Below are 12258 nucleotides of genomic sequence, written 5' to 3'. Positions count from 1 at the left end.
GTGCCTCGCACTCAGGTGCGTGCCCACGCCTGCCAGCGCTTGGTCACGGCATCCCCGTTCCTGACCCACCACTCGATGTCCAGGTCGAAACCGGACCGCAGGTGCCCGGGAGAGCTCGCCAGGTCAGCGGCGGCGGCCTGGGAGAGGTATGCGTAGGCGGCCGGCACGACAGGGCCCGCGGGGTGGATCTGTGCGAAGTGGGCCTGTACGTCGGGCCGCAGGGCGAAGTCGATGAGCCGGTAGGCGGCCTCCGGATTCGCCGCGCCTTCGGGGATGCCGTAGCCGTTGCTCTGCCTGCGGGCACCGTTCCACGCGTACGCGAGCGGGGAACCGGCCTCGATCAGACCCTGGACGCGGCCGTTCCAGACGCTGGAGGCCACGACATCCTTGCGGCCGAGCAGTTCACCCGGTCCGGAGCCGCTCTCCCAGAACGTCAGCACAGAGCCCTTGATGTCGTCCATGGCCGCGAAGGCACGGTCCACATCCAGGGGATACAGCTTGTCGAGCGGCACCCCGTCGGCGAGCAGGGCGAACTCCAGCTCCGGCCAGTCCAGCGAGCCCTGCAACGCGCGCCGGCCCGGGAATTGCCCGATGCTCCAGAAGTCCGCCCAGGACTCCGGTCTTTTCCCGCCGAAGGCGTCGGTACGGTATGCCAGGACGCTGGCCCAATAGTTCTTTCCCACGCCATGAGAGGTCAACAGGGACTTGGCTATGCCGGCATTCCGCGCGTTCTTCAGCCGGTCGTAGTCGAGCTCCTGTGAAACTCCCGCCTGCTTGAAGAGCGCCAAGTGGGTCATGTTGATGTCCATGACATCGAACCGGGGCGGCCTTCCTTGATCTGGGTGATCATCTGCTCGTGCAGGATGTTCACCACCTTGATCTGGATCCCGGTCTCCCTGGTGAACGGGTCGTGGACGGCCTTTCGGTTCGCCGCTCCATAAGAGCCGCCGATGTCGCGGACGACGAGTGGTCCGCTGCTCTTGGTCCTCGTGGTGCCCTGGTCGGAGCGGGGCCGGCAGGCGAGCGAAGCGGCGGCGACGCCTGCTGTGGCTCCGCCCCTCAGGAATGCTCTGCGATCGATCCCGAGTTCTCTCACCCTCTTCCTCCTGTGTATCCGGGCGCGGGGGCGGTGTCATTGCTTTACCAGGGTGGAGTGGGGCGCTGCGGGGGAACTACGGAGTCGCTCCCCGCGCGTCCAACACCAGCACCGCGACGTGCAGGGACGTGCACTGCAGGCCCGACTCCAGATCGCAGCCGAGGAGCCGTTCGATGGTGTGGAGGCGCTGGTAGTACGCCTGCCGGGACATGCCGGCCTGCTTCGCCGCGACCGACTTGTTCCCGGCCGCCGTCAGATAGGCGCGCAGTGCCGGGAGCAGGTCGCCGCCGTTGCGGTCGTCGTGCTCGATGAGACGCGTGAGCTGCCGTTCCGCGTACTGCTGGAGGCGGATGTCCTCCCGCAGCACGCCCAGGAGTTCCGGCAGCTGGATGTCGGCGGGGACGTAGAACCAGCGGTCGGATGAGGCGGGCGTGATGGCCTCGGCCGTCTGCTCGGCCTCCTGCCACGATCGGGCGATCCCGGAGAGGTCGGTCACGCCGGGGCCGACGGCGACGACGGCCTCCGGGCCGAGCTCCTCGCGGCACAGACGGCCGATCCGCTCGGCGACCGGCTGCCAGGCGCTGGCCTGCGCCAGGGTGAGGAGCACGCCGATCCGGCCCGGGGCCGTCTCGCCGACCAGGGCGCGGATGCCGGTCTGCGCCATCGCCTTCGCGATCCGTTCGTCGAGGTGCTCGCCGGTGCGGGTGTGCGTGTGGCGGATGACCACGGCGAAGAGGCGGTGCCCGAGGGTCGGCAGCCCCAGCGCCTCGGCGCGGGCGCGGGCGTCGGCGGGGGAGCGGAATCGCCGTTCGTACAGGTCCCGCAGCACCGAGCGGTGGGCCCGGCGCTCCCACCAGGCCGGCCCGGCCAGACGCGCCATGCTCAGGGCGACCGCCGCTCGCTCCAGGACCAGGACGTGTTCCGGGTCGGGCTCCGCGTTCAGCCTGCCCTCCAGCAGGACCAGCCGCCCCCACGGCCCGTGGTGGTCCTGCACGGGCGCGATCAGCCACCCCTCCGGCCCGCTCGGCGTGATCTTCTCGAGAGTCGGGGCGGCCCGGGAACGCCGGGACCAGGCCGACACCACCGGCTCGTACGGCCGGCCGAGCAGTTCGCACATCAGGACCCGGTGGGTGAGGTCCTCCAGCACCACGGGGGCCCCGGTGAGCTCCGCGGTGGTGTGCACCAGTTCCTCGGGGTCCGCGCCCCGCAGCGTCAGGGCGGTGAAGATGTCCTGGATGTCTCTCCCGCGGCGCAGCAGCGCCCCTTGGGCGTCGAGGATGAGCGCGTGCACCGCCTGCGTGACGTCGATGAACCGGACGCCGCGGGCCAGCTCGACCAGCGGCACCTCACGGGTACGGCAGGCCGCCACCAGCTCGTCGGGCACCTTCCGGTACCGGTAACCGAGCTCCACGACCAGGCCGGCCGCGCCGACGTCGGCGAGCTGGTCGACGTAGCCACGCAGCTCGGAGGGGTCCTCGGGATAGGGCATGCCGGTCGTCAGGACCAGCTCGCCGCCCTCGAGGAAAGCGGCGGGGTTGAGCAGTTCGGTGACGTGCACCCAGCGCACCGCACGGTTCAGCTGTGACTCACCGGCCAGCACGCGCGGCATCCCCTCGGCCAGCACGGGGAGGCGCAGAACCTCCGTGATGGTCGGGAAGTGCCCGGTTGCGGGACGTCTGGGCGGCATAGGGAGTGCTTTCGTCCGAGGGATGGGGGTCACCTTCGCACCGGCACATCACCGTGACAAGAGGGGCAGGGCACTTTCCGTGGCCGGCCCGCTCGCCGTGACACATCGTCTCGATAAGGTCCCGAGGCGGAACAGAGTGTGGGTTGACCTGCGTGTTCGCCGGGGTCGAGAGTGAACGCCATCCCCAAGGGGCCCGAATCGGAAGGGTCCGCACGGTGTCCGCACCGTGCCGGGGCACCACTGACACCCAGGCCGCACCCGGCGAAAGGAGCGACCTCATGCGCATCCCGAAGCGCGTCGCCGTGATCGGTGCCGGCAGCATGGGCAGCCAGGTCATGTGGCGACTTGCCGCCCGCGGAGCCGAGGTCATCGGCTACGACCGGTACGCGCCGGGTCACGACCGTGGCGCCGCCGGGGGCGAGACCCGCATCTTCCGCGCCGTCCACCTCAGCGACCCCGGGTACATCCCGCTGCTGCGGCTCGCCGACCGGATGTGGGACCGTCTCCAGCGCGAAACCGGCTCCTCACTGCGACGCCGCAGCGGATGCCTGGTGATGGGAGAGACCGCCTCGCCGTCGATGCGCCTTCTCCTCTCCTCCAGCGCCACCCACCGGCTGGACCACGAGGTACTGGACCGGGAGGAACTCGCCCGCCGCTACCCCCAGCACCGCCTCCCGGACGGGCACACCGCCGTCCTCGACCGGATGGGCGCCATCATCCGGCCCGAGGCGTCGATCCAGGCCGCCGCCACCCACGCCGAACAGCTGGGCGCCCGGCTGCACCGCTACACGCCGGTGCGGGAGATCACCCCCGCGGCGGGCGGCGGGGTGCACATCGTCACCGACCACGGCGCGGACCACGTCGACACCGCGGTGGTGACCGTGGGCCCCTGGATCAACACCCTGCTCCCGGACCTGCCGCGGTCCGTCGACATCCGCCGGCTGATCAGCTCCTGGCATCTCCCCACCCGGCACGACTGGTTCGCGGGCGGCGCCCCCGCCTTCGTACGCAGCACACCCCATGACTGCTACGGGCTCCCGTCGCCCGACGGCATCTCCGTCAAGCTGGGCCTGTCCCTCGCCCGTTATCTGCCGGTGCCCGAGCCCGAACGGCTCGACCGTACGGTCCGCCCGGAGGAACTCGCCACCTTCCACGAGCTCATCGGCGAGCTGATGCCCGATCTGAACCCCGACCCCATCAGGCTGTCGGTCTACATGGAGGGCTACACGGAGTCCGGAAACCCGCTCGTGGGTCACCTCCCCGGCGAGGACGACATCGTCGTCATGGCCGGATTCTCCGGCAGCGGCTTCAAACTCTCGCCCGCCATGGGCGAGATCGCCGCCGACCTGGCACTCGATGGCACCACTGACCACCCCATCGACTTCCTCGCCCCGGCAGGAGTCGGCGCCGCCTGATCCCCGGCGATGCCGACGGCATCGCTCCCCGCCCAGACATCCCTGTCATGGGCATGCCCGAAAAGACACGCACCGGCCGTAACCAGTTCCCCGAAGCCAAGACAGGAGCATCCTCATGCCCATTCCCTCGCTTCAGTTCCGCCCGAAGTACGTCTCGTTCGACTGCTACGGCACGTTGATCGAGTACGGCACGTTGATCGAGTGGCCGATGACCCCATCACGCGTGAACTCGTCGGCGACCAGATCCCCGCCGAGCACTGGGACCAGTTCGTGCGGGAGTTCCGCGGCTACCGCTACGACCAGGTCCGCGGCGAGTACTACCCCTACGAGCAGGTGCTGCAGGACTCCTTCGAGCGGGTCTGCCGCAAGTGGGGTGTGAAGGCCGCCCCGGACGCGGGCAAGCGGTTCGCCGACGGGGTGCGCAGCTGGGGCCCGCACGCCGACGTGCCCGAACCGCTGAAGAAGATGGGCGAGAACTACAAGCTGGTGATCCTGTCCAACGCCGACGACGCCTTCCTGGAGGAGAGTGTGCCCCGGCTCGGCGCGGACTTCCACGCGGTCTTCACCGCGGAGCAGGCCGGCTACTACAAGCCCCGGTACGCCGCGTTCGAGTACATGCTCGACCAGCTCGACGCCTCCCCCGAGGACTTCGTGCACGTCGCCTCGCACACCCGTTACGACCACATGCCGATGCACGACATGGGCTTCCGCAACCTGATCCTCCTGGACCGCGGCTACGACCCGGTCACCCACGGCTACGACTACGTGACGGTGAAGTCCCTGGACGAGCTCAACACCATGCTCGGCATCTGACGCGCGACGCACATCGTCCCGCACGGACAGCCACGAAGAACCCCGCCGAGCTTGTCGGCGACGCCCGCGTAGAACTCGAAGTACCGGGACCAGGGGGCGACGTCCTCGGCCGCATCATCGACCCGGCCGACGGCGGGGAGCACACGGTCCACGCCCCGGCCGACGGGCGGATCCTCTACGGCATGCACGGGCTCACCGTCGTCCCCGGCGCGGGCCTCGGATTCGACGAGGCGGACCCCCACCCCTTAGACCCCCATCCCAGTCGTCCTTCCTTCCCCGTAGCACCACCCCCAGGAGGCATACCATGAGAGACGCCCGTATAGATCGCAGGCTCTTCCTGCGCGGCGTCGGCGGAGCCACGGCGGGTCTCGCCGCCGCGACCGCCCTCAGCGCCTGCGGCACCGGCACCAGCCGCAGCGCTTCCACCGGCACCGGTGGAAAGGGCAGCAAGACGGTGGTCGTCCGCGACAGCGGCGGTTCCTACGGCGCGGCCCTGCAGAAGGCGGTCTACACGCCGTTCACGCAGGAGACCGGTATCCAGGTCAAGGTGCTGAACCTGGACGACGCCCCGCTGCTGGCCCAGATCAAGCAGGGGCGCCCGCAGTGCGACCTCATCAACAACTCGATGATGTCCCACCACAAGTACGTGAAGCAGGACGCGCTGGAGACGCTGGACCTGGGCCGGCTCAAGAGCGTGAAGAGCGCCAAGATCCCCGAGAACCAGATCACCGAACACGCCGTCGGCCACAGTTTCTACGGCCAGTGCATCGCGTACCGCACGGATGCCTTCGGCGGCCGCAAGCCCGAGTCGTGGGCGGACTTCTGGGACACCAAGGCGTTCACCGGCGGCCGTGCGATGGTCAGCCCGGACGGTGACCTGCCGGAGCTGGAGTTCGCGCTGCTGGCCGACGGCGTCCCGATGGACAAGCTGTACCCGCTCGATGTGGACCGCGCGTTCAAGGTGATGACCCGGCTGCGGTCCGACATCAAGAAGTTCTGGGACAGCGGCCCGCTCCCCGGCGTGCTCCTCAGCCGCGAGGAGGTGACGATGTCCACCGTCTGGGACGGCCGGATCGCCGATCTGCAGAAGCAGGGCGTCCCGGTCGAGAGGCAGCTGGCCGGCATGCGCCGCCAGTTCTCGGGCTATGCCATCGCCAAGGGCGCGGCCAACGTGGACGGCGCCTACCAGCTCATGGACTTCTCCCTGCGCGCCGAGAGCCAGGCCGCGCTGGCGAAGGCCTTCCCTCGAACCCGTCTTCTCCGCTGGCCTACGCCAAGCTCACCGAGGACGAGCGCAACGCACTCGCGGGTGCGCCGCAGTACTACGACAAGGGCTTCGACACCGACATCGACTGGTGGCTGAAGAACGAAACCGCCGTCACCAAGCGCTGGTTGGAGTGGGCTCGTGGCTGAATTCGGTATCGCCACACCATCCGTGAAGGTGGCCGGTGGCAAGATGCCCACCGCGACGGGTAAAGCGCTGTCGGTGGTGGCCCTGCGCAAGACGTACGGGGATGTCGTCGCTGTCGACGAGGCGTCCATGGAGATCGCCGCCGGGGAGTTCGTCACCTTCCTCGGCGCCTCCGGGTCGGGCAAGACCACGACCCTCATGATGATCGCCGGGTTCTGCGAGCCGGACTCCGGCACCATCACCGTCGGGGACCGCGACGTCACCCGGCTCGCCCCGCAGAAGCGAAACCTCGGCTTCGTCTTCCAGCAGTACCTGCTCTTCCCGCACATGACGGTCAGCGAGAATGTCGCCTTTCCGCTCACGCTGCGCGGGGTGCCGAAGGACGAGATCCGCAGGCGGGTGGGGGAGACGCTGGAGATCGCGGGCCTGTCCGGGTTCGGCGGCCGCAAGCCGCGCGAGCTGTCCGGTGGTCAGCAGCAGCGTGTCGCCCTGTGCCGCGCGCTGGTCTACCGCCCGCCGGTGATCCTCATGGACGAGCCGCTCGGCGCCCTGGACAAGAAGCTCCGCGACCAGCTCCAGATCGAGATCAAGACCATCCAGCAGGAACTCGGCCTGACCGTCATCTATGTGACGCACGATCAGGAGGAAGCGCTGGTCATGTCGGACCGCATCGCGGTGATGCGCAACGGCCTGATCGAGCAGTTCGACACCCCCCGTGAGCTGTTCGAACGGCCGAAGACCCCGTTCGTCGCGGACTTCCTCGGCGCGGCCAACTTCCTGTCCGGCCGCATCGAGCAGCACACCGACGAGCACACCCTGGTCCGCCTCGACGAGTGTGGCGGCCTGCTGAAGGCGCGCGCGCCATGACCTCGCGTCTGGCACCCAGGTCAAGGCCGCGGTGCAACCGGGCCGGTTGCGGGCCTGCGCCCCCGACGACGGCTTCTGTACCGGCACGGTCGAGACCGCCACCTACGTCGGCACCCTGGTCCGCGCGGGCGTACGGATCGATGGCGGTGACGCGCCGCTGCTGCGCCTGGAAGTACCGGCCGGCCGCGGCCCCGTCACCGGCGAACGGGTCGGGATCACCGCCGACCCCGACGACGTCAACCTCTTCCCCGTCGAACAGGGAGGGTGAGCCATGGCCGCCCTCACCGCCACCGCCCCTGCCCGTCCGCGCAAGCTCTTGGCCTCGCGCAAGACCCGCGTCGGGATCCTCTACGCGCTGCCCGTCGTCGTCTATCTGCTGGTGCTGTTCGTCTCTACCCGATCTTCACCACGCTGCTCCTCAGCCTGAAGAATGCCGACGGATCGCTCACCCTGCACTGGTATGTCGAGGCGCTGACGGGCGTCAATCTGTCGGTCCTGTTCACCACGCTGCGGATCTCCGCGGAGACGGCGCTGTTGAGCCTGGTCTTCGGGTTCATTCTGGCGAACGCGATCTCGCGGCTGAAGCCCCTGTGGCGGCACTGGCCATGCTGATCGTCGTCGTTCCGCACTTCATCAGCGCCCTGGTGCGCACCTACGGCTGGATCATCCTGCTCGGCGACAAGGGTCTGGTGAACGAGACCCTGGCCGGCCTGTCGGTGCAGGGGGCGCCGTTCCAGCTGCTCTACAACGAGCTGGGCGTGGTCATCGGCACCACCTCCATGATGCTGCCCTACACCGTGCTGCTGCTCTACGGCGTGATGCGCGGCGTGGACCGCCGCCTGCTCGCGGCGGCCTCCAGCATGGGCGCGGGACGTGTGACGATCTTCCGCCGGGTCTACCTGCCGCTGGTCGCCCCCGGACTGGCCAGTGCCGGACTGCTCAGCTTCATCCTCTCGCTGGGCTACTACATCACCCCCGCCCTGATGGGCGGACCCAACCAGACGATGATCGCCACCTCATCAACCAGCAGGTGACCAAGGAAAACCAGTGGAACGGGGCGGCCGCTCAGGGAGTCATCCTGCTGCTGCTCACCTTCGCCGGACTGCTGCTGGTCAAGCTCGTCAGCTCCCTGGCACCAGCCGTAAGAAGAGGAGCGGGTCATGATGGAACTGCGCAAGACCCTCGCCGGGCGGATCGCCCTGACCGCCATCGCCACCGTGATCCTGCTGTTCCTGGCCCTGCCGATCGTCGTCATCCTGGTCACCTCCTTCAGCAACAACGCCTTCGCCGCCTTCCCCCCGGACTCCTGGACGCTCGGCTGGTACAAGGCACTGTTCGCCGACGGCAGCAAATGGCCGGCCGCCCTGTCACTGAGCGCCCTCATCGCCTGCCTCAGTACCGTGTTCTCGCTGATCATCGGCGTGACCGCGGCCACCGCCCTGAGCAGAAAGCGAACTCCCGCTGCGCTCCGCGGTCTACGCCCTGGTCCTCGGACCGCTGGTCATTCCGCAGATCGTCACCGCGCTGGGCCTGTTCCTGCTCTTCGAGCCCGCGGCGATGCTGGGCAGCCCGCTCGCCATCGCTCTCGGGCACACCGTGCTGGCCTCGCCGATCGCGGCCGATCGATCGCGACCCTGCGCCTGATCCTGATCGCGACCCTGCGCGGCATCGACGAACGGCTGGAGGACGCCGCCGCCAGCATGGGCGCCGGCCGCCTGACCATCGCCCGGCGGATCACCTTCCCCCTCGCCGCGCCCGGCATGATCGCGGCGGCGATCTTCTCCTTCATCACCAGCTTCGACGAGTTCTACATCTCCAGTTCCTCTCCTCCGTCGACACCGTCACCCTGCCGGTGCAGGTCTACAACTCCCTGACCTTCGACATCGATCCCAGCGTGACCGCGGTCAGCGCGATCCTCATCGCCGTCGCGATCCTCGCCCTCGCCCTGGTCGCCCTGGTGCGCTGGCTCGGCTCCGGACGGCAGAACTCCTGCTTCTCCGTCGAGAACACGGCAGGGATCGCCGCACCCGGAGGTGAGGCCGTATGACCACCACCGCTCCGCTGACCGCCGCCACCGCTCAGCCGCACCTGCTGCCCTCACCTGTGCCTTGCGCCGGCACGGGCCGCGCTACCGCTGACAGCGCCGTCGGCCGGGCCCCGAGTGGGCGCCCGGCCGGGATCCCCCGAAAAATTCCTCGCAGGAGACCCGCAATGAAGACGATCCGTACTGGATAGAAACCGCCGGGGCGTTCCCGACCGGTCCGGCAAGCCCCTGACGAGGACACCGACCTGGTGGTCGTCGGCGCCGGCCTGACGGGTCTGTCCACCGCCCTGCACTCCGCCCGCAAGGGCGCCCGTGTCACCCTCGTCGAGAAGGGCCAGATCGGTTCCGGGGCCTCAGCGCGCAACGGCGGCATGGCGAACCTGGGCTTCACGATCGGCATAAGCCAGGCCATCCGCCGATACGGACTCGAGCGGGCCCGCGAGATCTACAACTCCTACGGCGAGGCCGTGGACACCGTCGAGCGGCTCGTGGACGAGGAGTCCATCGACTGTCAGTTCCGTCGCGTCGGACGTCTGGGCGTGGCCTCCCGCCCAGCGCACTTCGAGAGCAAGAAGGCCCAACAGCGCGACCTGGCCAAGTACTTCGCCACGAGACCGTACTGATCGGCAAGTCCGAGCTGCGTTCCGAGATCGGATCCGACGCCTACCACGGCGGCCTGCTCGACCCGCTCAGCGCCGCACTGCACGTGGGCCGCTTCGTGCGCGGCATGGCCGAGGCGTGCGAGCGCACCGGTGTCGAGATCCACGAGCGCAACGCGGCCATCGGCGTGCGGCGTACCGCCGAAGGCCGTTTCGAGGTCAGCACGAGCGCGGTGTGATCCGCGCCGGGCAGGTCATGATGGCCACCGACGCCTACACCGACAAGAACTTCCGTGGCTGCGCCGCCAGCAGGTCTGTCTGGGCAGCTTCATCATCGTGACCGAGCCGCTCGGCGAGGAGCTCGCCCGGGACATCATCCCGAAGGCCCGCCTCATCGTCGACTCCAACCAGGTCTGCCACTATTTCCGGCTCACCCCGGACAACCGTCTGCTGTTCGGCGGCCGTGCCCGCTTCGCACCGTCCGACCCCACCTCGGACAAGAAGAGCGGGGCCGTCCTGTTCCGTGAGATGTGCGAGATCTTCCCCAACTCGCCCGGACCAAGGTCGAGTACGTGTGGGGCGGCTCCGTCGCTTCGCGATGGACCGCATCGTGCACGCCGGGCAGACCGAGGACGGCGTGTACTACTCCATGGGATACGCGGGCCACGGCGTGCAGATGGCCACGCACATGGGGCAGGTCATGGCAGAGGTGATGGACGGCCACCCCGAGGCCAGCCCGGTTCGCGACATCGCCCCGCCCCGCATCCCCTCTACAACGGCACCGCCTGGTTCCTGCCCTTCGCGGGCGCCTACTACAAGACGCTGGACCGCATCCGCTGACCGTGCGGCAGCGCACCTCTACGCATACAAGGAGACCTCGAGATGACTGTCGTCCACGACGTTCCCAAGCAGCTTTTCATCGGCGGCGGTTGGCAGGACGCGGAGTCCGCCGGACCCTTTCCGTCGACAACCCGGCCACCGGTGAGGAGCTGTGCCAGGTCGCCGATGCCTCCCCGGCGACGGCCGCCGTGCCGTCGAAGCGGCGGTCGCCGCGCAGCGGCCTGGGCCGCCACTCCGCCCCGTGTGCGCAGCGAGATCCTGCGCCGCGCCTACGACATCATCATCGCGCGCACCGAGGACCTGGCGCTGCTGATGACACTGGAGATGGCAAGCCCCTGGCCGAGGCGCGTGCCGAAGTCGCCTACGCGGCAGAGTTCTTCCGCTGGTTCTCCGAGGAAGCCGTGCGCATCGACGGCGGGATGACCACCGCCCGGACGGCAGGAACCGCCTCCTGGTCACCCGCCAGCCCGTGGGCCCCTGCCTGCTCATCACCCCGTGGAACTTCCCCCTGGCCATGGCACCCGCAAGATCGGGCCGGCCATCGCCGCCGGCTGCACCATGGTCCTCAAGCCCGCCCCCCAGACCCCCTGTCCTCCCTCGCCCTGGCCGGCATCCTCACCGAAGCCGGTCTGCCGGAGGGCGTGCTGAACATCGTCGTCACCTCGGACGCGGCCGGTGTCGTCGAGCCGCTGCTGCGCGACGGGCAGATCCGCAAACTCTCCTTCACCGGCTCCACCCAGGTCGGCCGGATCCTGCTGGCCCAGTGCGCCGACACCGTCATCCGCACCTCCATGGAACTCGGCGGCAACGCCCCCCTCATCGTCTTCGACGACGCCGACCTCGACGTGGCCGTCGAAGGCACCATGGTCGCCAAGATGCGCAACATGGGCGAGTCCTGCTGCGCCGCCAACCGCATCTACGTCCACACTTCCGTCGCCGAGGAGTTCGCCACCCGCCTCGCCGCCCGCATGGCGGCCCTGAAGGTCGGCGACGGTACCGAACCCGGCATCGATGTCGGCCCCTCATCGACATCGCCGGCCGCAGCAAGGCCCACGACATCGTCCGCGACGCGGTCAAGCGCGGAGCCACGGTCCTCACCGGCGGCGAACTCCCCGAAGGGCCCGGCTGCTTCTACCCGCCCACCGTGCTCACGACGTCTCCGCCGACTCCGCCATCATCGACACCGAAGTCTTCGGGCCGGTCGCCGCCATCCTCACCTTCGAGACCGAGGACGAGGCCGTCACCGCCGCCAACGACACCGAATTCGGCCTCGCCTCCTACCTGTTCACCCAGAACCTCGACCGCGCCCTGCGCGTCAGCGAGCGTCTGGAAAGCGGCATGATCGGCCTCAACACCGGGCTGGTCTCCAACCCCGCCGCCCCCTTCGGCGGCGTCAAGCAGTCCGGCCTGGGCCGCGAAGGCGGACGCGTCGGCATCGACGAGTTCCTCGAGTACAAGTACATCGCAGTCCCCGTCGGAGCCTGAC

The 12258-nt window shown here is 69.1% G+C and carries 13 protein-coding genes and 3 pseudogenes; 13 read left to right on the top strand and 3 right to left on the bottom strand.

Translation table 11 applies throughout. The features are described 5' to 3' along the window. Positions 1–11 precede the first annotated feature (11 nt). From PV963_RS01690 to PV963_RS01685, 3 genes are all read right to left on the bottom strand, one after another. Complete coding sequence (locus tag PV963_RS01690; RefSeq protein WP_342456347.1) at positions 12–797, bottom strand: extracellular solute-binding protein; 786 nt, start codon at positions 795–797, stop codon at positions 12–14. After that, positions 794–1096 carry a twin-arginine translocation signal domain-containing protein gene (locus PV963_RS43435; RefSeq protein WP_342456346.1) on the bottom strand — a complete coding sequence of 101 codons (303 nt, stop codon included), beginning with the start codon at positions 1094–1096 and terminating at the stop codon, positions 794–796. Before PV963_RS43435 ends, PV963_RS01690 begins: the two co-directional genes overlap by 4 nt. Positions 1097–1172: 76 nt before the next feature. Continuing rightward, positions 1173–2783: a PucR family transcriptional regulator gene (locus PV963_RS01685; protein WP_274813822.1), complete on the bottom strand. Its 1611-nt coding sequence runs from the start codon at positions 2781–2783 to the stop codon at positions 1173–1175. Positions 2784–3061: 278 nt separating this feature from the next. Here PV963_RS01685 and solA point away from each other — a divergent pair, with 278 nt between their 5' ends. The 13 genes and pseudogenes from solA to PV963_RS43835 all read left to right on the top strand — a co-directional run bounded on the left by solA (position 3062) and on the right by PV963_RS43835 (position 12257). Beyond that, positions 3062–4198, top strand: a complete 1137-nt coding sequence (gene solA, locus PV963_RS01680) for an N-methyl-L-tryptophan oxidase (RefSeq protein ID WP_274813821.1) — start codon at positions 3062–3064, stop codon at positions 4196–4198. A 201-nt stretch (positions 4199–4399) separates the two neighbouring features. Beyond that, complete coding sequence (locus tag PV963_RS01675) at positions 4400–5011, top strand: HAD-IA family hydrolase (RefSeq protein ID WP_274813820.1); 612 nt, start codon at positions 4400–4402, stop codon at positions 5009–5011. A gap of 304 nt (positions 5012–5315) precedes the next feature. Then, positions 5316–6424: pseudogene (locus tag PV963_RS01670) on the top strand (ABC transporter substrate-binding protein). Then, positions 6417–7557, top strand: a pseudogene (locus PV963_RS01665) (ABC transporter ATP-binding protein). Before PV963_RS01670 ends, PV963_RS01665 begins: the two co-directional pseudogenes overlap by 8 nt. After that, entirely contained in the window at positions 7554–7901 is a 348-nt protein-coding gene (locus PV963_RS01660; RefSeq protein ID WP_274813819.1) for a hypothetical protein, read from the top strand. The pseudogene PV963_RS01665 and the gene PV963_RS01660 overlap by 4 nt, the downstream one beginning before the upstream one ends. After that, on the top strand, positions 7880–8323 hold the full coding sequence (locus tag PV963_RS01655; RefSeq protein ID WP_274813818.1) for an ABC transporter permease: 444 nt from the start codon (positions 7880–7882) through the stop codon (positions 8321–8323). Before PV963_RS01660 ends, PV963_RS01655 begins: the two co-directional genes overlap by 22 nt. A gap of 126 nt (positions 8324–8449) precedes the next feature. After that, positions 8450–9163, top strand: a complete 714-nt coding sequence (locus PV963_RS01650; RefSeq protein WP_274813817.1) for an ABC transporter permease — start codon at positions 8450–8452, stop codon at positions 9161–9163. Continuing rightward, a complete protein-coding gene (locus tag PV963_RS01645; protein WP_274813816.1) occupies positions 9142–9336 on the top strand; it encodes a hypothetical protein in 195 nt (64 codons plus the stop codon). The genes PV963_RS01650 and PV963_RS01645 overlap by 22 nt, the downstream gene beginning before the upstream one ends. A gap of 245 nt (positions 9337–9581) precedes the next feature. Next, complete coding sequence (locus PV963_RS01640; protein ID WP_274813815.1) at positions 9582–9956, top strand: NAD(P)/FAD-dependent oxidoreductase; 375 nt, start codon at positions 9582–9584, stop codon at positions 9954–9956. Continuing rightward, positions 9842–10171: an FAD-dependent oxidoreductase gene (locus PV963_RS43430; protein WP_342456429.1), complete on the top strand. Its 330-nt coding sequence runs from the start codon at positions 9842–9844 to the stop codon at positions 10169–10171. The genes PV963_RS01640 and PV963_RS43430 overlap by 115 nt, the downstream gene beginning before the upstream one ends. Beyond that, a complete protein-coding gene (locus PV963_RS43840) occupies positions 10086–10772 on the top strand; it encodes an FAD-dependent oxidoreductase (RefSeq protein WP_425540862.1) in 687 nt (228 codons plus the stop codon). The genes PV963_RS43430 and PV963_RS43840 overlap by 86 nt, the downstream gene beginning before the upstream one ends. Before the next feature lie 42 nt (positions 10773–10814). Continuing rightward, positions 10815–11195 carry an aldehyde dehydrogenase family protein gene (locus PV963_RS01625; RefSeq protein ID WP_342456345.1) on the top strand — a complete coding sequence of 127 codons (381 nt, stop codon included), beginning with the start codon at positions 10815–10817 and terminating at the stop codon, positions 11193–11195. 135 nt (positions 11196–11330) lie between these two features. Then, positions 11331–12257: pseudogene (locus PV963_RS43835) on the top strand (aldehyde dehydrogenase family protein). Position 12258: the final 1 nt, after the last annotated feature.

The sequence above is a fragment of the Streptomyces coeruleorubidus genome (assembly GCF_028885415.1).
In the GTDB taxonomy this organism is placed as follows: Bacteria; Actinomycetota; Actinomycetes; order Streptomycetales; family Streptomycetaceae; genus Streptomyces; species Streptomyces coeruleorubidus_A.
This window is presented reverse-complemented; position numbering and strand designations above follow the sequence as displayed.

Coding starts and splice junctions, on each gene's coding strand:
- solA (WP_274813821.1), top strand. CDS start 3,062: ATGCGCATCCCGAAGCGCGTCGCCGTGATCGGTGCCGGCAGCATGGGC.
- PV963_RS01625 (WP_342456345.1), top strand. CDS start 10,815: ATGACTGTCGTCCACGACGTTCCCAAGCAGCTTTTCATCGGCGGCGGT.
- PV963_RS01690 (WP_342456347.1), bottom strand. CDS start 797: ATGACCCACTTGGCGCTCTTCAAGCAGGCGGGAGTTTCACAGGAGCTC.
- PV963_RS01650 (WP_274813817.1), top strand. CDS start 8,450: ATGATGGAACTGCGCAAGACCCTCGCCGGGCGGATCGCCCTGACCGCC.
- PV963_RS01685 (WP_274813822.1), bottom strand. CDS start 2,783: ATGCCGCCCAGACGTCCCGCAACCGGGCACTTCCCGACCATCACGGAG.